The 22,515-nt window shown below is 70.7% G+C and carries 20 protein-coding genes; 7 read left to right on the plus strand and 13 right to left on the minus strand.

The window, feature by feature from the left end:
* Positions 1-109: 109 nt before the first annotated feature.
* From ftsH to dacB, 5 genes are all read right to left on the minus strand, one after another.
* Complete coding sequence (gene ftsH, locus AMK10_RS25220) at positions 110-2,158, minus strand: ATP-dependent zinc metalloprotease FtsH (protein WP_073750254.1); 2,049 nt, start codon at positions 2,156-2,158, stop codon at positions 110-112.
* 220 nt (positions 2,159-2,378) lie between these two features.
* A complete protein-coding gene (gene hpt, locus AMK10_RS25225) occupies positions 2,379-2,918 on the minus strand; it encodes a hypoxanthine phosphoribosyltransferase (RefSeq protein ID WP_014155504.1) in 540 nt (179 codons plus the stop codon).
* Between the two features lie 98 nt (positions 2,919-3,016).
* Positions 3,017-4,090 carry a tRNA lysidine(34) synthetase TilS gene (tilS, locus tag AMK10_RS25230; protein ID WP_073750255.1) on the minus strand — a complete coding sequence of 358 codons (1,074 nt, stop codon included), beginning with the start codon at positions 4,088-4,090 and terminating at the stop codon, positions 3,017-3,019.
* A 189-nt stretch (positions 4,091-4,279) separates the two neighbouring features.
* Positions 4,280-5,425, minus strand: coding sequence for a zinc-dependent metalloprotease (locus AMK10_RS25235; RefSeq protein WP_073750256.1), 1,146 nt, complete (start codon positions 5,423-5,425; stop codon positions 4,280-4,282).
* A gap of 48 nt (positions 5,426-5,473) precedes the next feature.
* Positions 5,474-6,958 (minus strand): D-alanyl-D-alanine carboxypeptidase/D-alanyl-D-alanine endopeptidase, encoded by a 1,485-nt coding sequence (dacB, locus tag AMK10_RS25240; protein ID WP_073750257.1) that lies wholly within the window; start codon positions 6,956-6,958, stop codon positions 5,474-5,476.
* Positions 6,959-7,044: 86 nt separating this feature from the next.
* On the opposite strand from dacB, the gene AMK10_RS25245 reads away from it, so the two are divergent.
* Entirely contained in the window at positions 7,045-7,539 is a 495-nt protein-coding gene (locus tag AMK10_RS25245) for an inorganic diphosphatase (RefSeq protein ID WP_003968257.1), read from the plus strand.
* A 196-nt stretch (positions 7,540-7,735) separates the two neighbouring features.
* Positions 7,736-9,448 (plus strand): threonine/serine ThrE exporter family protein, encoded by a 1,713-nt coding sequence (locus tag AMK10_RS25250; protein ID WP_073750258.1) that lies wholly within the window; start codon positions 7,736-7,738, stop codon positions 9,446-9,448.
* 60 nt (positions 9,449-9,508) lie between these two features.
* Here the strand turns inward: AMK10_RS25250 and AMK10_RS25255 are convergent, their stop codons facing one another.
* Positions 9,509-10,906: a DedA family protein gene (locus AMK10_RS25255; protein ID WP_073750259.1), complete on the minus strand. Its 1,398-nt coding sequence runs from the start codon at positions 10,904-10,906 to the stop codon at positions 9,509-9,511.
* Positions 10,907-11,059: 153 nt separating this feature from the next.
* On the opposite strand from AMK10_RS25255, the gene AMK10_RS25260 reads away from it, so the two are divergent.
* Genes AMK10_RS25260 through AMK10_RS25270 form a run of 3 tightly spaced genes read left to right on the plus strand, consistent with a single transcriptional unit; the run spans position 11,060 to position 13,527 of the window.
* Entirely contained in the window at positions 11,060-11,425 is a 366-nt protein-coding gene (locus AMK10_RS25260) for a YbjQ family protein (protein WP_073750260.1), read from the plus strand.
* A gap of 43 nt (positions 11,426-11,468) precedes the next feature.
* Positions 11,469-12,092, plus strand: coding sequence for an NAD(P)H:quinone oxidoreductase (wrbA, locus tag AMK10_RS25265; RefSeq protein ID WP_073750261.1), 624 nt, complete (start codon positions 11,469-11,471; stop codon positions 12,090-12,092).
* A gap of 10 nt (positions 12,093-12,102) precedes the next feature.
* Positions 12,103-13,527 (plus strand): glutamate decarboxylase, encoded by a 1,425-nt coding sequence (locus AMK10_RS25270; RefSeq protein WP_073750262.1) that lies wholly within the window; start codon positions 12,103-12,105, stop codon positions 13,525-13,527.
* A gap of 32 nt (positions 13,528-13,559) precedes the next feature.
* Here the strand turns inward: AMK10_RS25270 and AMK10_RS25275 are convergent, their stop codons facing one another.
* The 4 genes from AMK10_RS25275 to AMK10_RS25290 form a co-directional block, all read right to left on the minus strand.
* The gene (locus AMK10_RS25275; RefSeq protein WP_073750263.1) at positions 13,560-14,147 is read right to left on the minus strand and encodes a PadR family transcriptional regulator; all 588 of its coding nucleotides are present in this window, start codon (positions 14,145-14,147) and stop codon (positions 13,560-13,562) included.
* Positions 14,148-14,165: 18 nt separating this feature from the next.
* Entirely contained in the window at positions 14,166-14,720 is a 555-nt protein-coding gene (locus AMK10_RS25280) for a DinB family protein (protein ID WP_073750984.1), read from the minus strand.
* A 132-nt stretch (positions 14,721-14,852) separates the two neighbouring features.
* The gene (locus AMK10_RS25285; RefSeq protein ID WP_073750264.1) at positions 14,853-16,310 is read right to left on the minus strand and encodes an aldehyde dehydrogenase family protein; all 1,458 of its coding nucleotides are present in this window, start codon (positions 16,308-16,310) and stop codon (positions 14,853-14,855) included.
* Between the two features lie 54 nt (positions 16,311-16,364).
* Positions 16,365-17,228, minus strand: a complete 864-nt coding sequence (locus tag AMK10_RS25290) for a helix-turn-helix domain-containing protein (RefSeq protein WP_073750265.1) — start codon at positions 17,226-17,228, stop codon at positions 16,365-16,367.
* 359 nt (positions 17,229-17,587) lie between these two features.
* Between AMK10_RS25290 and AMK10_RS25295 the strand changes: the two genes are divergently transcribed.
* Complete coding sequence (locus AMK10_RS25295; RefSeq protein WP_073750266.1) at positions 17,588-18,127, plus strand: ATP-binding protein; 540 nt, start codon at positions 17,588-17,590, stop codon at positions 18,125-18,127.
* A gap of 30 nt (positions 18,128-18,157) precedes the next feature.
* Here AMK10_RS25295 and AMK10_RS25300 read toward each other — a convergent pair whose 3' ends face one another.
* Positions 18,158-18,400: a DUF397 domain-containing protein gene (locus AMK10_RS25300; RefSeq protein ID WP_073750267.1), complete on the minus strand. Its 243-nt coding sequence runs from the start codon at positions 18,398-18,400 to the stop codon at positions 18,158-18,160.
* Positions 18,401-18,673: 273 nt separating this feature from the next.
* Between AMK10_RS25300 and AMK10_RS25305 the strand changes: the two genes are divergently transcribed.
* Positions 18,674-19,177: a hypothetical protein gene (locus AMK10_RS25305; protein ID WP_241839681.1), complete on the plus strand. Its 504-nt coding sequence runs from the start codon at positions 18,674-18,676 to the stop codon at positions 19,175-19,177.
* 9 nt (positions 19,178-19,186) lie between these two features.
* Here the strand turns inward: AMK10_RS25305 and AMK10_RS25310 are convergent, their stop codons facing one another.
* Both AMK10_RS25310 and AMK10_RS25315 read right to left on the minus strand, forming a co-directional pair.
* Positions 19,187-21,268: an FUSC family protein gene (locus AMK10_RS25310; protein ID WP_073750268.1), complete on the minus strand. Its 2,082-nt coding sequence runs from the start codon at positions 21,266-21,268 to the stop codon at positions 19,187-19,189.
* A 55-nt stretch (positions 21,269-21,323) separates the two neighbouring features.
* Complete coding sequence (locus AMK10_RS25315; RefSeq protein WP_073750269.1) at positions 21,324-22,493, minus strand: DUF2786 domain-containing protein; 1,170 nt, start codon at positions 22,491-22,493, stop codon at positions 21,324-21,326.
* Positions 22,494-22,515 lie beyond the last annotated feature (22 nt).

A 22,515-nucleotide genomic window follows, 5' to 3' on the forward strand; every position in this document is an offset into this window, starting at 1 on the left:
GGCGTACGAAAAAGCCGCGCCCCCACAGGCTAGAACCTGGGGGGCGCGGCATCCATTCCGGGCCTGGCGGAGCCCCCGTGACAGGGGACACACCTGGTCGGGCAGGGGGCTAGCTCTCGGGGCGGTCCTCCGGAAGCGCCTCCGTGGAGGTGCCGGTGTTCTTCGTGATGTCCGTCGGAGCGATCTCCGGGGTGGCCGAACCATTGGCAGCGCCGTTGGTCAGGGCCAGCTCCTTGGGAGAAAGCACGGGCGGACGCGTCGACGGAGTACGCCGGGCGGAACCGGTCCACGCCGGACGGGCCGGGCGCTTCACGATCGGGGCGAAGATCTCGGCGATCTGCTCCTTGCCGAGCGTCTCCTTCTCGAGAAGCTCCAGGACCAGGGCGTCGAGGATGTCGCGGTTCTCCACGAGAATTTCCCACGCGTCGTTGTGCGCGGTCTCGATGAGCTTCTTGACCTCCTCGTCGACGAGCGCCGCGACCTCTTCCGAGTAGTCGCGCTGGTGGCCCATCTCCCGGCCCACGAAGGGCTCGGTGTTGTCGCCGCCGAACTTGATCGCGCCCAGACGCTCGGTCATGCCGTACTGCGTGACCATCGCGCGGGCCGTGGCAGTGGCCTTCTCGATGTCGTTCGCAGCGCCGGTCGTCGGGTCGTGGAAGACCAGCTCCTCGGCCGCGCGCCCGCCCAGCATGTATGCCAGCTGGTCGAGCATCTCGTTGCGCGTCGTGGAGTACTTGTCCTCTTCCGGGAGCACCATCGTGTAACCGAGGGCACGGCCGCGGGAGAGAATCGTGATCTTGTGGACCGGGTCCGACTGGGGGGAAGCCGCCGCGACCAGGGCGTGTCCGCCCTCGTGGTACGCGGTGATCTTCTTCTCCTTCTCGGACATGATCCGGGTCCGCTTCTGCGGGCCCGCCACGACGCGGTCGATGGCCTCGTCGAGCATGTGGTTGTCGATCAGCTTCTGGTTGCTGCGCGCCGTCAGGAGCGCGGCCTCGTTCAGCACGTTCGACAGGTCGGCACCGGTGAAGCCGGGCGTACGACGGGCGACCGCGTTGAGGTCGACGTCCTCCGCGACGGGCTTGCCCTTCTGGTGCACCTTGAGGATCTCCAGGCGCCCCTGCATGTCCGGGCGGTCGACCGCGATCTGCCGGTCGAAACGTCCGGGACGCAGCAGCGCCGGGTCCAGGATGTCCGGCCGGTTCGTGGCGGCGATCAGGATGACGCCGCCCTTCACGTCGAAGCCGTCCATCTCGACGAGCAGCTGGTTGAGCGTCTGCTCGCGCTCGTCGTGACCGCCGCCCATACCGGCACCGCGGTGCCGGCCGACGGCGTCGATCTCGTCGACGAAGACGATCGCCGGAGCGTTCGCCTTGGCCTGCTCGAAGAGGTCACGGACTCGGGAGGCACCGACACCGACGAACATCTCGACGAAGTCGGACCCGGAGATCGAGTAGAACGGCACGCCCGCCTCGCCCGCGACCGCGCGAGCGAGCAGCGTCTTGCCCGTTCCGGGCGGCCCGTACAGCAGGACGCCCTTGGGGATCTTGGCGCCGACGGCCTGGAACTTCGCCGGCTCCTGGAGGAATTCCTTGATCTCGTACAGTTCCTCGACGGCCTCGTCCGACCCCGCCACATCGGCGAACGTCGTCTTCGGCGTGTCCTTGGTGATCAGCTTGGCCTTGGACTTGCCGAACTGCATGACCTTGGAGCCGCCGCCCTGCATCTGATTCATCAGGAACAGGAACACGACGACGATCAGGACGAAGGGCAGCAGGGAGAGAAGGATCGAGACGAACGGGGACTGCTTCGACGGCGAGACGGTGTAACCCTTCTCGATGTCACCGCTCTCGAACTTCTGCTGCAGCGTGTCGGCCAGCTCGACACCCTGGTTGCCGATGTAGCTCGCCTGGAACTTGCTGCCGGACTCGCCCTGGAGCTTTTCCTTGTCCTTCAGCTCGATCTTCAGGATCTGTTCGTCACCGGTGGTCAGCTTGGCCTGTTTCACCTGGTTCTTGCTGATCGCCTGGATCACCTTGCCGGTGTCCACCGTCTTGTAGCCGCCGGACGAGCCGACGACCTGCATCAACACGACCACGGCGAGGACGGCCAGCACGATCCACATGACCGGCCCACGGAAGTATCGCTTCACGTCCATCCATACGGAGCGAAGTCGCCCCGTCCCTCCTGCCCGTAGGTAAATGCTGCTGTGAGAAAAGACTGTTCTTCGGACGGTACCCCAGCATTGTCACCCGTGACCGCAGGGGACGTACGACAAACCCGTCTTCGAAGGCTCCAACGGCCCGAACGCCACAAGGGTTCCCGGCGGTCCGGCCCGGTTCGGCCGGGTACTTCCGGGTCCGGCGGGGCCGGGTGACTCAGCCGCCGTAGACGTGAGGGGCGAGCGTTCCGACGAAGGGGAGGTTGCGGTACTTCTCCGCGTAGTCCAGGCCGTAGCCGACGACGAACTCGTTGGGGATGTCGAAGCCGACCCACTTCACGTCGATCGCGACCTTCGCGGCGTCCGGCTTGCGGAGCAGCGTGCAGACCTCCAGGCTCGCGGGTTCGCGGGAGCCGAGGTTGGTCAGCAGCCAGGACAGCGTCAGGCCGGAGTCGATGATGTCCTCGACGATCAGGACGTGCTTGCCCTTGATGTCGGTGTCGAGGTCCTTGAGGATCCGGACGACGCCCGAGGACTGGGTGCCCGCGCCGTACGAGGAGACGGCCATCCAGTCCATGGTGACGGGGGTGGACAGCGCGCGTGCCAGGTCCGCCATCACCATCACCGCGCCCTTGAGCACGCCGACGATGAGCAGGTCCTTGCCCGCGTACTCCGCGTCGATCTTCGCTGCCAGCTCGACGAGCTTCGCGTCGATCTCTTCCTTGGTGAGGAGCACCGACTGAAGGTCGGTACCCATGTCCTTCTCGTTCACCCGCGTCTCTTTCTCTGCCCTGCCGGACCGGACTGTTCCCCGGGCCGGACCGGCGTTTCGCCTGCACTTCAGCCGCTTGCGCTTCAGCTCTGCCGAATCACCAGTCTGCCACCCTGGCGCCGCACCTCGACGCGGCCGGGCAGGTTGATGGCGCCCTGGCCGCGCCAGCCGGTGATGAGCCGGTCGACTTCCTCGATATGACGGGCGAAGAGCGAACCCGCGGGCGAACCGGCGTCGATCACGGCGCGGCGCAGCACCCGGCGGCGTACCGCGGGCGGCAGGACGGAGAGCTTGGCGCACTCCAGCCGTCCGTCGTCGTCGCGGACCGAGCGGGCGGCCTCGGCGGCCCAGGTGTCGAGTGCGTCGGCGTCGTCGCGGGAGAGCTGAGCCGTACGGGCGAGGGCTTCCACCACTCCTTTGCCCAGCGCCTTCTCCAGGGCGGGCAGGCCCTCGTGGCGCAGCCGGGAGCGGGTGTAGGCGGGGTCGATGTTGTGGGGGTCGTCCCAGACGGGGATCGACTGCACCAGGCAGGCCTTGCGGGCGGTCTGCCGGTCGAGCTGGAGGAAGGGGCGGCGGTAGCGGCCGGAGGGTCCGGAGGCGGCGGCCATCCCGGAGAGCGAACGGATGCCCGAGCCCCTGGCGAGGCCCAGCAGGACGGTCTCGGCCTGGTCGTCGCGGGTGTGACCGAGGAGGACCGCTGCGGCACCGAGGCGCTCCGCCGCGGCGTCCAGGGCCGCGTAGCGGGCGTCGCGGGCCGCGGCCTCGGGCCCGCCGTCACGGCCGACATGGACGGCGACGGCCTCGACCGGGTCGAGCCGCATCTCGGCGAGGCGCGTGACGACCTCGCCGGCGCGGAGGTCGGAGCCGGGCTGGAGGTTGTGGTCGACGGTGATGCCGCCGGCGCGGACGGGGAGCTTGCGCGACTCGAAGGCGAGCGCGGACGCGAGCGCCATGGAGTCGGCGCCGCCGGAGCACGCGACCAGGACGAGCGGGGTGTCGGGGCGTTCCGGAAGCCCGGGACGCCGGCCGCCCGCCCCGGCTTCGGCGAACTCGGCGTGTCCGGCCTGTTCGCTGTGACGGCTGTATTCGGTGACGACGTCGTGGAGTACGCGGCGGACCGCCAGGCGTATCGCCGCGACCGCAGGATGGGGACCCATGTCCGGTGCCCTTCGGGTGAAGTTTTGGGGGGTGCCTCCGAGCGGGCCGGGACGGAGTCCCGTCACTCAGAGTGCGTCGATGGTGACAGAGCCAAGCTGTTCATCGAGCATTGCACGCCTTCCCATGCCCTTATGGTCCCTCGGATGGGTGATTGGGGAGGCAATCTTCTGCCGCCGGGCACGCCATGATCACGAGTCTGCCTTACGGTGCACCCGCGCCACCCAGTCCTCGGGAGAGGCGATCTCGGCCTTGGTGGGCAGGGTGTTGGGGGAGGTCCACACCCTGTTGAAGCCGTCCATGCCGACCTCGCCGACCACGGCGCGGACGAACTTCTCGCCGTCGCGGTACTGCCGCAGCTTGGCGTCGAGCCCCAGGAGCTTGCGCAGCGCCAGGTCCAGCCGGCTCGCCCCGCGCGCCCTGCGCTGCTGGAACTTCTCCCGGATCTCGGCGACGGAGGCCACCACATCGGGGCCCACCCCGTCCATCACGAAGTCCGCGTGTCCTTCGAGCAGGGACATCACGGCGGTGAGGCGGCCCAGGATCTCGCGCTGGGCGGGCGTCTGGACGATCTCGACGAGGCTGCGCCCGCCGTCGTCGCCCTCCTCGCCGCGCTCGCCCTCGGGACGGCTGCCGCCCGAGAAGGTCTGCGCGGCCTCGCGGAGCCGTTCGAGGAAGGTCATCGGGTCGACGTCGGTCTCGTCGAGAAACGACTGGATTTCGCCCTGGAGGTGGTCGCGGAGCCACGGGACACCGGTGAACTGGGTGCGGTGCGTCTCCTCGTGAAGGGCCACCCAGAGCCTGAAGTCGTGCGGGTCCACCTCGAGTTCGCGTTCGACGTGGACGATGTTGGGGGCGACCAGCAGCAGCCTGCCGCCGCCGTTGGCGGAGGCCGGGAGCTCGCGGGTGGCGGGGGCGAAGGTCTCGTACTGGCCGAGGACCCGGGAGGCGAGGAACGACAGCAGCATGCCCAGTTCGACGCCGGTGACCTTCCCGCCCACGGCGCCGAGCACGGCGTTGCCCGGGCCGGTGCCGCGCCGGTCCTGCATCTTCCCCAGCAGGGGACGCAGCAGCTCACGGAAGCCCGCGACGTTGGCCCTGATCCAGCCGGCGCGGTCGACGACCAGGACGGGGGTGTCCTCGGGTTCGTGCCCGTCCGGGATCATCCGGGTGAACGAACGGACGTGCTCCTCCGAGGCCTTGGCGTGCCGACGGAGCTCCGCGACGACGGCGCGGGCCTCCTCACGGCTGATCTCGGGACCCGGCCGCACGAACCGGGTCGCGGTCGCGACCGCGAGATTCCAGTCGACCATCTCGGCACCACCGATGCTCGTCATGCGTCAACCGTACGTGAGGTGGTCGCCCCGTGGTGGGGTGTCAGGCGCTCACCGGCCGCCTTTGGTGAGCGCTGTGGCCAGGGCGTCGAGTGAGGCCTCCGCCTCGCCGGGGGATGTGGTGCCCGAGGCCAGGAAGGCGAAGGCGAGCAGCCGCCCCCTGGCGTCGACCGCGGTCCCGGCGAGGCTGTTCACGCCGGTGAGGGTGCCCGTCTTGGCCCTGATCAGGCCGGTTCCCCGGGATGTGGCGGTGTAGCGGTCGCCGAGCGTGCCACTGAAGCCCGCCACCGGGAGGCCCGTGAGGACCGGGCGGAGCTCGGGGTGGTCCGGACCGGCGGCCAGCGCCAGGAGCTGCGCCAGCAGGGCCGCCGTCACCTTGTCGGCGCGGTCGAGGCCGCTGCCGTCGGCGAGGTGGGCGCCCTTCAGCGGCAGGCCGAGCGCCTTCAGCCGGGCGGTCACCGCGCGCCGGGCGCCCGCGAAGGAGGCCGGCTCCCCCGCCTCGATCGCGGTCTGGCGCGCGAGCGCCTCGGCGAGGTCGTTGTCGCTGTTGGTCAGCGTGCGCTCCACGAGGGCGGAGAGCGGCTTCGACAGATGCGTCGCCACCGTCCGGGACCCGCCCACGGCGCGCCCGGCCTCGGGCGCGGACCGGGTGTCCACTCCGGCGTCGTCCAGGAGGTCCGCGAAGGCGCGCGCGGCGTCGCCCGCCGGGTCGGCCGTACGGGGAGCGGGCCCCCGGACGCTGCCGTCGAGGCGGCCCTCGTCGGCCATGAGCGCGCTGACGGACGCGATGTTCTCGTTGGGGCCGATGGGGTGGACGGCCGGGCCGGAGTAGCCCGACGTGTCGTACCTGAGCCGGACCGTCCCGGCCCCGCCGTCGCGCAGGGAGCGCGCGGTGTCGGCGGCCAGGGAGCGCAGGGCCGCCTCGTCCAGGGTGGGGTCGCCGCCGCCGACCAGGGTGAGTGTGCGGGAGTCAGGGGAGAGCCGGACCGTCGTGGCGATGCGGTGGCCGGGCCCGAGCGCGGAGAGCGCGGCGGCGGCGGTGGCGATCTTCACCGTGGAGGCGGGCGTCATGGGGGTCGCCGCGCCATCGGCGTACACCTGCTTGCCGGTGGCCACGTCGACGACCACGGCCGTGCGCACGGCACCGAGGGCGGGCGAGTCCAGCAGCGGATCGAGGGCGGCCCCCAGGGCGGTCGCGCCCGCCTGGGCCGAGAGCCCCGCCGTGTTGCCCAGGGCCCTCAGGACGGGGGGCGCGCTGGGGGCGGGCGCCGGCCCGTCGGTAGCCTCCCCTTGGTGATGTGCGCCACCTGCGCGCTCCTGAACGGCCGCCCGGCCCCGCTCGGCCTTACGCTGACCGGAGTCCCACGGACCGGCGGCCAGGGCGGCACCGACGGCGACCGCCAGGCCGAGCACCGCGGAGCCTGCGACGAGCCGGAGGTCCCGCGCCCCGCTCCCACGCTTCAGGTACGTCGGGGCTTTCCACCTGCCCCATCTGTTCAACGGTTCGTGCGTCGGTCCGTCCACCGGCTCGGCCACCGTTGACCAGCCCCTTTCGCGAGCACTCATCTGCGTGAGGGACACTTAACCACCAGTCGTATGTGTTGATCATGGAGGAGCCACCCGTGGAGTTCGACGTCACCATCGAGATCCCGAAGGGTTCGCGGAACAAGTACGAGGTGGACCACGAGACCGGTCGGATCCGCCTGGACCGTCGACTCTTCACCTCGACCAGCTACCCGGCCGACTACGGCTTCGTCGAGAACACCCTCGGCGAGGACGGCGACCCGCTGGACGCGCTGGTCATCCTGGACGAGCCGACCTTCCCGGGCTGCCTCATCAAGTGCCGCGCCATCGGCATGTTCCGGATGACCGACGAGGCCGGCGGCGACGACAAGCTGCTGTGCGTCCCGGCGTCCGACCCGCGGGTGGAGCACCTGCGCGACATCCACCACGTGTCGGAGTTCGACCGCCTGGAGATCCAGCACTTCTTCGAGGTCTACAAGGACCTGGAGCCCGGCAAGTCCGTCGAGGGCGCCGACTGGGTCGGCCGCGCCGAGGCCGAGGCCGAGATCGAGGCCTCCTACAAGCGCCTCGAGGCGCAGGGCGGCGCGCACTGACGTGATCCCTCCGGTTCCGCTTACGGGCGGGACGGCGCGGATCACGGCGCATGGGGCCCTCCGGTCCCGCTGACCGTACGTACGACGGGCGGCGCACCTTCACGGTGCGCCGCCCGTCGTGCGTGGCCCCCCATGTCCGTGTCCATACTGGGCAGAAGCGCTCCCAGGACGGGCGGTCGAGGAGGAACGAGGTCGAGTGGTGGCGGAACAGGGCGGTCCCGAGGACCAGAAGCCCCAGTCCGACGAGGCACGCAGCGCCTTCGTCCCACCGGCCGGTGTGGAGCAGCCACCACCGCTCGAGGACGACCACCCCAGCTCGGAATTCGCCCTTCCGGCCGGGCTGCACACCGAGCCGTCGTCGGCGCCCGGCTCGGCCCCCGGTTCCGGTTCCGGTCCGGGCGGCGGTTCCGGATCCGACACGCTGTCCTCCGCCTTCGTACCGCCGAGCGGGTACAACGCGCAGCATCAGCCGCCCGCCTTCACTCCCGCGCACGGCATTCCGATGGTCCGGCTGACCAAGGAGGCGCCCTGGCAGGACCGGATGCGCACGATGCTGCGCATGCCGGTGACCGAGCGCCCGGCCCCCGAGAGCGTCCAGAAGACCGACGACTCGGGTCCGGCCGTACCGCGTGTGCTCGACCTGACCCTGCGTATCGGGGAGCTGCTGCTCGCGGGCGGCGAGGGCGCCGAGGACGTCGAGGCGGCCATGTTCGCGGTGACGCGCTCGTACGGGCTCGACCGCTGCGAACCGACGGTCACCTTCACACTGCTCTCCATCTCGCACCAGCCGTCGCTGGTCGAGGACCCCGTGACGGCGAGCCGGACCGTGCGCCGCCGGGGTACCGACTACACCCGGCTGGCCGCGGTGTTCCGGCTGATCGACGACATCACGACGGCCGAGCACGTCGAGGTGTCGCTGGAGGAGGCCTACCGGCGCCTCGCGGAGATCCGCCGTAACCGGCACCCGTACTCGGGCTGGGTGCTCACGGCCGCCGCCGGTCTGCTCGCCGGCTCGGCGTCGGTGCTGGTCGGCGGTGGCGCCCTGGTCTTCATCGTGGCGGCGGCGGGCGCGATGCTCGGCGACCGTCTGGCCTGGCTCTGCGCAGGGCGCGGGCTGCCCGAGTTCTACCAGTTCACGGCCGCGGCCATGCCTCCGGCGGCGATGGGCATCGCGCTGACCCTCACGCACTCGACGGACATCCGGCCGTCCGCGGTGATCACGGGTGGTCTCTTCGCGCTGCTTCCCGGGCGGGCCCTGGTCGCCGGGGTGCAGGACGGTCTGACCGGCTACTACATCACCGCGGGAGCCCGGCTCCTGGAGGTCATGTACTTCTTCATCGGCATCGTGGCGGGGGTGCTGCTGATGCTCTACCTGGGCGTCCAGCTCGGCGCCCAGCTGAACCCCGAGGCCCGGTTCGTGCCCAACGACCGGCCGGTCGTCCAGATCCTGGCTTCCATGCTGCTCACACTGGCCTTCGCCGTGCTGCTCCAGCAGGAGCGCTCCACCGTGCTCGCGGTGACCCTCAACGGGGGTGTGGCCTGGGTCATCTACGGGGCGATGGCCCGCACGGGCGGCATCTCCCCGGTGGCGGCGACGGCGGTCGCGGCGGGCCTCGTGGGGCTGTTCGGCCAGCTGTTCTCGCGCTACCGGTACACCTCGTCGCTGCCGTACATCACGGCGGCGATCGGACCGCTGCTGCCCGGTTCGGCGACCTACTTCGGTCTGCTGGGCGTCGCGCAGAACGAGGTGGACGCCGGGCTCGCCTCGCTCTTCACCGCTGTCGCCACGGCGCTGGCGATCGCCATCGGGGTCAATCTGGGGAGCGAGATCTCCCGGCTGTTCATGCGGGTGCCCGGCGCGGTCGGGGGCGCCTCCCGCCGGGCCGCCAAGCGGACCCGCGGCTTCTGACACACGGACGGCGCCCCGGTCCCGCCGGGGACCGGGGCGCCGTCGGCGCGGGCGCGGGGATCAGCGCCTGTTCTGCCATCCGTACTGGTCCTGGTCGCCGTCCTGGTCGCCCTGGTCGTACGGACCGGGCTGCTGCTGGGCCGGAGGCTGCCCCTGACCGGCGCCGTACCGGCCGTCGTGACCGCCGTTGTACGGGGCGCCCTGGGCGTTGCCGTACTGGTTGCCCTGGTCGGCGTACTGACCGCCGCCGTACTGCTGGCCCTGCTGGGCGCCGCCGTACTGGCCGGGCTGCGCGTTGCCGTACTGGCCGGGCTGGGCACCGCCGTACTGCTGGCCGTACTGCTGACCCTGCTGGGGGCCGCCGTACTGCTGGCCACCCTGGTCGGCGTACTGACCGCCGCCGTACTGCTGGCCCTGCTGGGCGCCGCCGTACTGGCTGGGCTGGTTGCCGTACTGGCCGGGCTGGGCACCACCGTACTGCTGGCCCTGCTGGGCGTTCCCGTACTGGCCGCCGTACTGCTGGCCCTGCTGAGCGCCGCCGTACTGCTGGCCGCCCTGGTCGGCGTACTGACCGCCGCCGTACTGCCCGGCCGCCTGGGTGTTGCCGTACTGCCGGCCGCCCTGGTCGTCGTACTGGCCCGCCTGGCCGTACCGGCTGTCCTGGCCGGTGCCGTATCCGCCGGGCCGGCCGTTGCCGTACTGGCCCGTGCCGTACGAGGCGGCCGGGTCCTCGTCGAACGCGCCGGCCGCGGGGCCCTGGCCGTTGCCGGCGTTGCCGGTGCCCGGGCCGCCGTCCGCGGGGCCGTTGTCGTCCTCGCGGTGCGCGGACTGCTCCTTCTTCGACTTGCTGCGGGCGCGCAGGAACTCGATCAGGATCGGCACCACGGAGATCAGCACGATCAGGATGAGGATCATCTCGATGTTCTCGTGCACGAAGTCGACCTTGCCGAGGGCCGCGCCGAGCAGCGTCACCCCGACACCCCAGAGGATGCCGCCGATGATGTTGAACGTGATGAAGGAGCGGTAGTCCATACGGCTCACACCGGCGATGATCGGCGTGAAGGTGCGGACGATGGGCACGAAGCGGGCCAGCACCAGCGACTTCGGGCCGTACTTCTCGAAGAACTCGTGGGCCTTCTCGACGTTCTCCTGCTTGAAGAGACGGGAGTCCGGGCGCTTGAACAGCGCCGGCCCCACCTTGCGGCCGAAGAGATAGCCGACCTGGTCACCGATGATCGCCGCCAGGGCGACGAGCAGGCAGACCAGCCACAGGGGGTACTTCAGGTCGCCCGTGGTCACCAGGAGGCCCGTGGTGAACAGCAGCGAGTCGCCCGGAAGGAAGAAGCCGATCAGCAGCCCGGACTCGGCGAACACGATGAGCAGGAGGCCGGGCAGCCCGAAGGTGTTGAGCAGGTAATCCGGGTCCAGCCAGCTCGGGCCGAGCGCAAGCGTATTCAAGGGTCCGGGCTCCAGGGTTGGTCGAGGTACGGCGGCGGCTGCGTGGCCGCCCCAAGCTATCAACGCCGGGGGGGACGCCTGGGTTCCACTGGCGTAAGCAAGGATGCGCGCGGGACGAACCGGGGCAAAGCTTTCCGCAGGAGGTGCCACATCATGGGCATTGAGGACTACGGCGGCGGACAGACGCCCCGGGCGGACGTGCTGGTCGTCACGACGAACGACGTACCCGGCTATCAGGTGACACAGGTCATCGGCGAGGTGTTCGGACTCACGGTGCGCTCACGTCACCTCGGCAGCCAGATCGGCGCCGGGTTGAAGTCGATGATCGGCGGCGAGCTGAAGGGCCTGACCAAGACCCTCGTCGAGACCCGCAACCAGGCCATGGAGCGGCTCGTCGACCAGGCCAGGGCGCGCGGCGCCAACGCCGTGCTGATGATGCGGTTCGACGTGAGCGAGGCCGCCGACGTCGGCACCGAGGTCTGCGCCTACGGAACAGCGGCCGTGATCAGCAACTCCTGACCGCACCCGTCCCCTCCTTCCCCCTCTCCCCGGAGGCCCTCGCATGCCCACGTCCGTGAACGTCGCCGTCATCTACTACTCCTCCACCGGCACCATCTCCACGATCGCCAAGGCCATCGCGAAGGACGCCGAGAACGCCGGTGCGCAGGTGCGCCTGCGCAAGGCCGCCGAGCTCGCCCCGCAGGCGGCCATCGACTCCAATCCGGCCTGGGCCGCCCATGCGAAGGAGACCGCGGGCATCACCGAGGTCTCGCCCGACGACATGGTCTGGGCCGACGCGGTGATCTTCGGTACGCCCACCCGGTACGGCAACGTCACCGCCCAGCTCAAGCAGTTCCTGGACACCCTGGGAGGCCTCTGGCAGGCGGGGCAGCTCGCCGACAAGGTCTACAGCGGCTTCACCGCGAGCAGCACGGCCCACGGAGGCCAGGAGTCCACCCTGCTGGCGCTCTACAACACGATCCACCACTTCGGCGGCATCCTGGTCCCTCCCGGCTACACCGACGCCTCGAAGTTCGTGGACGGCAACCCGTACGGCACCTCCCACGTCTCGGGGCAGGGAGACATCCCCGTCGGCGAGCAGACCCTGACCGCGGCACGGGTCCAGGCCGAGCGCGTCGTCAAGTTCACCCGGGCCATCAAGGCCGGCCTCGCGGCTGAGAGCTGAGGGCGCGCTCATGCCACTCCACCAGGGTTCACACGGCAAGGGCATCCCCTCCGACGAGCACCGCCGGCTCGCCCTCAACCCGTTCTTCGGGGAGGCCGACCCCACGGCGCCGATGATCGCCGCGCCGCCGACGCACCAGCTCCCGGACGGCCCGCTGCCGCCGGCGACCGCCTACCGGCTCGTCCACGACGAGCTGATGCTCGACGGGAACTCCCGGCTCAACCTCGCGACCTTCGTCACCACCTGGATGGAACCCCAGGCCGGTGTGCTGATGGCCGAGTGCCGGGACAAGAACATGATCGACAAGGACGAGTACCCGCGCACCGCCGAGCTGGAGCGGCGCTGTGTGGCGATGCTCGCCGATCTCTGGAACGCCCCGGATCCGGGGGCCGCGGTGGGCTGCTCGACCACGGGGTCGAGCGAGGCCTGCATGCTGGCCGGGATGGCGCTGAAGCGGCGCTGGTCGGCCAGGAACGCCGACCACTACCCGGGGACGGCTCGGCCCAATCTGGTGATGGGCGTCAATGTGCAGGTCTGCTGGGAGAAGTTCTGCACCTTCTGGGAGGTCGAGCCGCGCCTGGTGCCGATGGAGGGCGAGCGCTTCCATCTGGACCCGCAGGCGGCGGCCGAGCTCTGCGACGAGAACACCATCGGTGTGGTCGGCATCCTCGGCTCGACCTTCGACGGTTCCTACGAGCCCGTCGCGGAGCTGTGCGCCGCGCTCGACGACCTCCAGGAGCGCACGGGCCTCGACATCCCGGTCCATGTGGACGGGGCGTCCGGGGCGATGGTGGCACCGTTCCTCGACGAGGACCTGGTGTGGGACTTCCGGCTCCCGAGGGTCTCCTCGATCAACACCTCGGGGCACAAGTACGGCCTGGTCTACCCCGGCGTGGGCTGGGCCCTGTGGCGCTCACCCGCCGAGCTGCCCGAGGAGCTGGTCTTCCGGGTCAACTACCTGGGCGGCGACATGCCGACCTTCGCGCTGAACTTCTCCCGGCCCGGCGCCCAGGTGGTGGCGCAGTACTACACGTTCCTGCGGCTGGGCCGGGAGGGCTACCGGGCCGTGCAGCAGGCGGCCCGGGACATCGCGATGCGGCTCGCCGCGGGATTCGAGTCCCTGGAGGACTTCAGGCTGCTGACCCGGGGCGACGAACTCCCGGTGTTCGCGGTGACCACGAAGCCGGAGGTGAGGGCGTACGACGTCTTCGACGTGTCGAGGAGGCTGCGCGAGCGCGGCTGGCTGGTGCCCGCGTACACCTTCCCCGCCAACCGCCAGGACCTCTCGGTGCTGCGCGTCGTCTGCCGCAACGGCTTCTCCTCGGACCTCGCGGAGCTGCTGCTCGACGACCTGCGCGGGCTCCTGCCGGAACTGCGGGCCCAGGCGCACCCGTTGGACAGGGACCGGAGCAGCGCGACGGCCTTCCACCACTGACCACCGGCGCGAAGACCCTGGGGCCCGGGGCCCTAGGTGAGCACCCCGACGAAGGGCTCGCCCTCGCCGGCGAAGGTGTACGCCCCGGCCTCGATCCGTGCGATCAGGCCGCGGGTCCACTCGGCACCCGCGTCCGCCGAGTGGACCCACATGTTCATGATCTCGCCGATGTGCCCGAGCGACTCGGGGCCCTCGGCGGGGGTGTAGTTCTCCGTGGCCGAGGCGCGCCAGCCCTCGATGGCGGTGACTCGCTCGCGCAGGAGCGCCACCGCCTCGGACCGTTCGAGGTCGACGATGAAGCCGATACCGGCGGACAGGACGTCCACGCTCCGGTCGTACGAGGTCAACGAGTCCCGCAGCAGGGCGAAGAACTCCCGGGTGCCCTGCTCGGTGATCTCGTACTCGGTGCGGGGCGGGCCGCCCGCCGTGGACGGGGCGGTCTCGTGCGCGAGGAGCAGTCCCTGCTTCGCCATCTGCTTGAGCGCGTGATAGATCGACCCCGGCTTGGCGTTGGACCACTCGTGGGCGCCCCAGAACTCCAGGTCGTTGCGCACTTGGTAGCCGTGCGCGCGGCCGTGCTGCCGGACGGCGCCCAGAACCAGGAGTCGGATCGCGGACATACCACCCACCCTATGTACTCAACTCACGCCAGCGTAGCCCGCCTCCTCGGCGACCAGATCGAGGGCCGACCTGCCGTCCAGCGACTCGCGGACGATGTCGGCGTGCCCCGCGTGGCGGCCGAATTCCTCGACGAGATGCAGCAGCATCCAGCGCATGGAGCAGCGCCCGTCCTCGGGGAACCAGGGAGCCGGGGGCAGCGGGAAGGTGTCGTCCATGCTGTCGACCTCGTGGCGGACGAATGCCTCGGTCTCGGCGGCGGTCTTCGCCCAGAACTCCAGCATCCGCGGCACCGTCTCGTCGCCGACCAGCCGGAAGCCGTCGCCCCAGGTCTCCTGGGTCCGCTGCTTCTCGTTCGGACGCTGCTGCGCCAGGCGCAGCCAGTTGAGCTCCATCTCGGCGGTGTGCTTGAGCAGCCCGGACAGGGAGCACCCGCTCGCGCTGGGACGGCTCGCCGCCTGCTCCTCCGTGAGGCCGAGCACCGAGCGCCGGATCGCCCCGCGCTGGGCCTCGACGAACGCGAGGAGCGCGCCGCGCTCGTCTCCGGGAGCCTCTGCGGGAACGTGAGTGACCATGGTGTCCGCCTTCATCCGTACGTCGTGTGTGCCGAACGCCAACGTACGAACCCATCAGGACGGATCGTGACCTGTATCGCGGGCCCCCGACTCAGCGGCGCCCGGCCGCCCTGACGCCGAGCGGCCGGCGCCTCAGAAGGGGAAGACCGTCCGTCCGTGCTGCACCGAGATCCACTTCCAGGTGGTGAACGCCTCGACGGCGGACTCCCCGTTCATCCGGCCCAGGCCCGACCTCTTCTCGCCGCCGAACGCGACGAGCGGGTCGTCCTGCACGGTCCCGCCGTTGACGTGGAACATCCCGCCGGTGATGCGCCGGGCGAACCGCACACCGCGCTCGGCATCCGCCGTGTGCACGGCGCCGCTCAGGCCGTAGGGACTGTCGTTGACGATCCGGACGGCCTCGTCCTCGCCGTCGAAGGGCATCAGCAGCGCCACGGGGCCGAAGATCTCCTGCTTCAGCAGCGGTGAGTCCTCGGGCAGCCCGGTCAGCACGGTCGGTTCCACGAGATTGCCGCGCGCACGGCCCCGTACGAGCGCGGTGGCTCCGTCGGCGATCGCCCCGTCGACCAGCGCGGTGAGCGCCTCCGCCTGGAACTCGCTGATGACCGGGCCGATGCGGGTCTCCGGGTCGCGCGGATCGCCCGTCCGGAGGCCGGCCACCTCCGCGGTGAAGCGCTCGGTGAACTCCGCCTCCACGGACCGGTCCACCAGGATGCGGTTGGCGGCCATGCTGACCTGGCCCTGGAACAGGAAACGGCTGTGGACGGCCGCCCGGACGGCGTGGTCGAGGTCGGCGTCCTCCAGCACCACCAGGGCGCTGTTGCCGCTCAGTTCGAGGATGGTCCTCTTGAAGAGCCCGGCCGCGATCGCCGCGACATGACGGCCGACCCGGTCGGAGCCGGTGAACGAGATCACCTTGGGCACGGGGTGGTCGATGAAGGTGTCACCGATCTCGGCGCTGTCGGTGATCAGGACGTTCAGCAGCCCGGCGGGCAGCCCCGCGTCCTCGAAGATCCGGGCGACCAGCCCGCCGCCCGCTATCGGGGCGTTCTGATGGGGCTTGACCACGACCGCGTTCCCGAGGGCCAGGGCCGGGGCGACGGTCTTCATCGTCACCAGGAAGGGGAAGTTGAAGGCACTGATCACGCCCACCACCCCGACGGGAAGGCGGTAGACGCGGTTCTCCTTGCCGTCCGCGAGCGAGGGCAGCAGCCGTCCCATGACACCGAGTGCCTGTCCGGCCGCCTCGCGCAGGAAACGCAGCGCCGCATTCACCTCGTACTCGGCCCTGAAGCGGGTGCCGCCGAGCTCGTCGATGATCAGCTCGACGATTTCGCCGGAGCGTTCCTCGACGAGCCGCGCGGCGTTCTCCAGAACGGCCCGGCGCTCATAGGGACTGACCGCCGCCCATTCCGGCTGGGCTCGCTCGGCCGCGCGGTAGGCGAGGTCCGCCTCGGCCGCGGTGGCGACGGTGATCGAGCAGAGTTTCTCGCCGTTGTAGGGATTGAAATCAATGATGTCCCACGAACCGCTACCGGTCAGCCACTCGCCGTCGATGTACTGGTGGGCCAGTTCACTGGGGAAGGACATTCAATCCCTTACTGCAGGCGCAGACTCCTGTGGGTACGTCATCGTACTGGGGAATCAGGTGAGTTGAAGGAGTCCGCGGAGAAGATCCCGGCTCTCCTCCGGCCCCGGACTGTCCTCGTGGAGCCGCACCATGGCCTTTTCGTACTGGGCGACTTCCTCGGCCTTGTCCAGATAGAGCGCACTTGTCAGCTGCTCCAGATAGACGATGTCCGACAGATCGGATTCCGGAAAACGCAGCATCGTGAATGCCCCGCTCTCTCCGGCATGACCACCGAAACTGAAGGGCATCACCTGAAGGGTGATGTTCGGCTGCTCCGACATGTCGATCAGATGCCGCAGTTGTGCCCGCATCACATCGCGTCCGCCGTAGGGACGGCGCAGCGCGGCCTCGTCGAGCACGGCGTGGAAGCGGGGGGCCTGCTCGGAGACCAGCGCCTTCTGGCGCGCCAGCCGCAGCGCGACCCTGCGGTCGATCTCGGCCGCCGGAGCTCCGGGCATGCCGCGCGCGACCACGGCATGGGCGTAGGCCTCGGTCTGCAGCAGCCCGTGGACGAACTGCACCTCGTAGATCCGGATGAGCGAGGCCGCCCCCTCCAGACCGATGTATGTCTGGAACCAGCCGGGCAGCACATCGCCGTAACTGTGCCACCAGCCCGCCACGTTGGCCTCACGGGCCAGGCCGAGGAGGGAGCCGCGCTCCGCCTCGTCCGTGACGCCGTACAGCGTGAGCAGGTCCTCGACGTCCCTGGCCTTGAAGCTCACCCGTCCCAACTCCATGCGGCTGATCTTCGATTCGGAGGCGCGGATGGAGTAGCCGGCCGCCTCACGGGTGATGCCGCGCGATTCGCGCAGGCGCCTGAGCTGTGAGCCCAGCAGGATGCGCCGCACCACAGAACCACTCGACTCGCCTGCCGACACTGGCTTCCGACCCTCCCCATCGCTTCCCGTACCTCGGAGCTCCCCCGAACCCCGGAGGCGGATTCTGCCACCAAAACGCTTCAGCCCGTACTCATTCGATTACAGAGATGGCAAGACTTTCCGAAAGCTCCAAAACTATGAAGCGGAAGAAATGAGTCCGAACCGGCACGCTACCGGGCAGGTCCGGCGCGTGCACGTGCATCTGCCCTTGCATCTGCCGTACGCATTCGGAACCATGGTCCTCGCGCACCTGCGTTCTCGTTCGTGTTGTGCCGCTGTGACCGCAGTGCCCGCCAGAAGCAGTGCCGCTACAGCCGCGAATCCCGGGAGTGCCTCGCATGGGGACGAATGGATCGACGATGCTCGAGCCGTTACGGCAGGGGCTTCCCCCCGCCGACCTCTCGGCGGTCGCCGGCTCGGCCTCCTGCACGCTGCCGGCCCGGTACGAAGCGGTGGGCGGGGCACGGAAGTTCACCCGTACGACGCTGAACTCGTGGGACCTCGGCGACCGCTTCGACGATGTCGCGCTGGTCGTGTCCGAGCTGGTCACCAACGCGCTGCGGCACGCCCTTCCGGCCGACTGCCCGAGGGAGCGGCACGACTCCTCCGTACGGCTGCACCTCATGCGCTGGACCTCCCGGCTGGTGTGTGCGGTGCGCGACCCCAGTGAGAAGAGCCCTGTCGCGGGCGAGGCGGCCGATTCGGCCGAGTCCGGCCGGGGGCTGTTCCTGGTCGAGTCGTTCAGCGACGGCTGGGGCTGGTACCCCTCCCCCGTGCCCGCCGGGGACACTCCACCCGACGGTGGACTCGGCAAGGTGGTCTGGGCACTCTTCCGGCTGACGGACCATCCGGCACCGGAGCGTCCGGTTCCGGCCGACGCGTACACCGAGCACCTGTAGGACGCCGCACCCCGGACCGGTGTGCGGCGTTCAGCCGCCCGCGACGAGGTGGTCGAACTCCCCGTCCTTGACGCCCAGCAGGAGCGCCTCTATCTCGGCCGGCGTATAGACGAGCGCGGGCCCGTCCGGGTGGCGCGAGTTCCGCATCGCCACATTTCCGCCGGGCAGTTTCGCGAACTCCACGCAGGACCCCTGGGAGTTGCTGTGTCTGCTCTTCTGCCAGACGACTCCGCGAAGCTCTGTGGCCGCCATGCCGTTGTACACGTGGTGCACAGGACGCTCCCCGAGTTGCAAGGTGCAAGTGTCAACTAGCTCGGATCATAGCTGTGTTCATATGCCAATGCATGAGCAGATGCACGTGCACGCGGGGTGCGCACGCGATTACAGTTTTCCCCCGGATCCGCTCACCGTGTTCCCCGTTCCCCCGCTTCTCTGAGGAAGAGACGAACGGCACGCCAATTTGGCTCCCGTTCAACGGAGTTGCTCTTGTACCCCCTGATAGCTTGGCGCCGTCTTTCGGCCGTGAATCAGTAAGGGGAACTCCACATGGGCCACTCGGGCCACATGGACCGGCTTCCGCGCACCGGCGCCCTGATCTCCGCCGCTCTCGTCGCCGCGGTCACGCTGACCGCATGCGGCAGTGGTGACGAATCCGACGACGCCCCGTCCTCCGCCGGGTCCGGCGCCTCGCGGAGCACCACTCCCTCCCACGACGGCGCGGACGAGGGTGCCGGCCGTGCGGAGGCCACGGCGCTGGAAGGCACCTGGGCGGGTGAGTCCGACGGCAACCCCATCGCCCTTTCGGTCAGTTCCGGCAAGGTGGGCCTCGTCGCCGACCAGCACGTCTGCGGGGGCGAGGTGAAGGACATGGGCGAGGTGACGCTCGTGCTGAAGTGCATCGACGGGAACACCGACCGTGCCATGGGGACCGTGAAGTCCAACGACGGCAAGAAGCTCGTCGTCTCCTGGGAGGCCGGAGGCGAGGACACCCTGACCAAAGCGCCCTCGGGCACGTTGCCGCCGGGCCTGCCGGAGCCCCCCAGCCCCTGACGCCCCGGCCTACGCCCGCCCGCTGCTGATCTCCAGCGCCTGCGAGAAGTCCTCCAGGGCGTGGAGCAGCAGGGTGGCCCCGTTGCGCACGAAGGAGTCGGGCGGCGGTCCCTCGGCGGCGTCCCGGCGCGCCAGCGCCTCCCTGACCGGCTCCCAGTCCGGAACGCGTCGCTCCCGTACCGCCTTCGCGCCCTGCTCGGTGGCTTGCCGGAACGCGTCGGCCAGGGCCGCCGCCTCGGGCACGGGAGTGGCGGAGGCGGCCGGCAGGTGGGCCTCCATGAGCATCGCGACCCTGCCGAACTGGGCGAGCGCGTCCTGCGCGTCCGCCGCGGAGACCCGGGAGATGCCCCGGTGGCGCACGGGCTCGTGCTGGGCCGTCTCCAGCGCCTCCTGCCAGACGAGGCGGGCCTCCCTGGTCGTGAGCAGGGCGGTACGCACCTCGTCGAGGCTCCTGGACCCGGGATCGGCGTACCGGTCGAGGACCGTGGCCGCGTAGCGCCCGTCCGTGATCACCCAGGCGGCGAGCCGGTCGCGCAGCCGCGGGGTCTCCCACGCCGGGTAGACGGCGTACGACACCATCGCGAGCAGCCCCCCGATGAGCGTCAGCACCACCCGCTCGGGCACGGTCTGCGACCAGTCGTCGCCCGCCATGCCGAGCAGGAAGACGACGTAGGCGGAGACGCAGACCTGGCCGACCGCGTATCCGGTGCGCATCAGCAGATACATCAGCCCGGCGCTGATGACGGCGAGCAGGGCGGAGAGCTCCGCGTTGGGGTGTGCGGCCTGCACGATGCCGGTGGCGACGGCGACGCCGATCACCGTGCCCATGAAGCGGGCCACGGAGCGGGAGTAGGTCTGGGTGAACTCCGGGCGCATCACCATCACGGCGGTCATCGGAGCCCAGTAGCCGTGGCCGAACGGCAGCACCGCACCCATGAGGTAGCCCGCAGCGGTCACCGCCGACACCCGTTCCGCGTGGCGCAGGATCGTCGATCCCCGGCGCAGTTCGCGGCGCATGGAGCGGTAGACGAGCGGGACCAGCCCCAGCAGGCTGGGCCGGCGGCGGTGCGGGACGAGCGGCTCGCCGGGCGTCCGGTCGTCCGTGCCGGTGCCCTCGGCGATCTCGATGACGTCCGCGAGCAGCGCGGTGAGCCGGTCGGCGGCGCGGCGGGGCGGCCCGGTGAGGATGACCTCGGTGTCGGGGGACTTGAGCACGGAGAGCGCCGTCTCGTCCAGGCTCACCGGGTCGCCGTGGCGCACCGCCCGTGCGGCGGAGTCGAGGAGGGAGCCGGCGGCGCCGAGGATCTCCCGCGCCCAGTAGCGTTCCGGGCCCTCGGCGGGGACGCCCAGGGCCGGGTCCGCCAGCGAGGCGAGGACCGGCCTGAGCCGTTCGGCGACCCCGCGCACGCCGTGCAGGTCGGCGGGCCGGCTCCGGGCCTGCCAGGGCGTGACGGCGGCGGCGTTGCGCGCGGTCATCAGCGGGACGGGGTCGAAGGGCGCTACCGGGTCGTGGCGCAGCCTGCGCGCGTAGTCGGCCTCCCCCGCCAGGGCGTCGGCGAGCGCGTCGCGCTGGGCGCCCCATCTGCGGACGGGGAACAGCACGATCAGCGCCGCCTGGACCAGCCCGCCGAAGGCCATCATCGCGGCGTGCGCGGCGGCGTCGGCGACCGAGGTGGGCAGGGTGATGGTGACGAGCATGATCGCGACGTTGGAGCCCGCGATGATGCCGCCCGTCGGGCCCGCCGCCCAGGTCATCCCGGCGACGAACGTCCACAGGATCAGCAGGGCGAGGAACAGCAGGGTGTGGGACACGGTGACGTAGCCGACGAACGTCGACACGGCCAGGCTGGCGCCGGAGACCAGGGCGAGCACGGGCCGGGGGCGCCAGCTGCGCTGGAAGGTGGCGATGGCCGCCTGGAAGGCTCCGAAGGCGGAGCCTGCGGCGATGACCGGGCCGAAGAGCGCCAGGCTGATCCCGACGACGAGGGCGAGGCCCGCGGCCCCGCGCACCGCGATGAGCGGTTCGAGACGCCGCCGCTCGATCGTCAGCCCCGAGCGGGCGGTCTCCTTAAGCGCCCGGAGCCAGCTCATGGAGCGAGCCTAGCCGGATTCTCCGACAAGTCCGACTTGTGCCGCACCGCTGAATCTAACGGCTGATTCCCGGCTTTCCGTCGCCCATCCTGGCCCGGTCCGCCGCGGCGGTGCCATGGGTCCAGCCCTCGGCGTCCGTGGCCCCGCGCAGCCGGGTCGTGGTGGTCCGCGGGAACATCCGCTCCGCCGTGTCGGTCACCGCCACGTCCCGGGCCGCCAGGACCGGCAGCAGGGCTCCGGAGCCGCTGCCTCCGGACGGGCCCTCCGCTCCCGCCTCGGCGGTGACCCGGGCGGTGTCCGCCGCGAGACGGCTGCCCAGGCGCTGGGCGTACGCCATCAGGAAGGACTGCCTGAAGGTCTTGGTCCGCTTGCGCCCGCCCGCCCTCTGTCCGGCCTCCGCCTTCGTCATCGCGGCCGTGCCCTGCACCAGCAGGGAGGTGAAGAGCAGCTCGACGGCCTCCAGGTCGGGCTCGAAGCCCACGACCGTGGTGAAACCGAGATCGCTGTTCCACACGGCGCGGCACCGGTTGGCCGAGGCCACGGAGTCGAGCAGGACCGCCTTCGCGCTCTCGTAGGGCGCCTCCACCCCGATCCTGACGGCACCCGGCGTGCCGGCGCCGTGCGTACGGGCGGCGATGAGCGCCTCGTCGATGCTGTGCCGGGCCATCAGCTCCTGGGCCTTGGTGGTGAGCGCCTCGGCCTCCTCGGGGAAACCGGTCGCCTCCGCCTTGGCGAGCAGCGCCCGGATCCTGGTGAGCATGCGGGGTTCGCCGGGGGCGGGCGGCCGGTGCGGGGCGTCGGCGGCCGTGCCGGGCGGCGGCCCGACCGGTTCGATCACGGGGAGCCGCAGCAGCAGCCGGTACAGCTCCAGGAGTGCGGAGGCGTACGTGAAGCGGTCGGGCCGGTTGCGCGGGGCCGGCGCGGGCAGCGCGGCCAGCTGATCCGCCCAGCGCGGAGGGAGGGTCGCGTAGCCCGCGGTCTCCGCCGTGATCAGCGCGGCGGCGAGCGCGGACGCGGGCTCGTCCAGCTCGCGCCGGACGGTCCGCACGACATCGGCGGGCTGCCAGCCTCGCGCCCAGGCCCGCCGGACGAACTCCTCGCCCCTGCGGTGCAGCTCCGCGTCGGCGGACGGGTCGGCCGCGAGGAGGGAGGCACCGGCGTCCAGGCCCGCGTCGCCTTCCGAGTACAGGGCCGCGGCACACGCCCGGTCGGTCACCGATTCCATCGGGCCAGGGTAGGCGGCCGCC

The sequence above is a fragment of the Streptomyces sp. CB02058 genome, assembly GCF_001905505.1.
Taxonomy (GTDB): domain Bacteria; phylum Actinomycetota; class Actinomycetes; order Streptomycetales; family Streptomycetaceae; genus Streptomyces.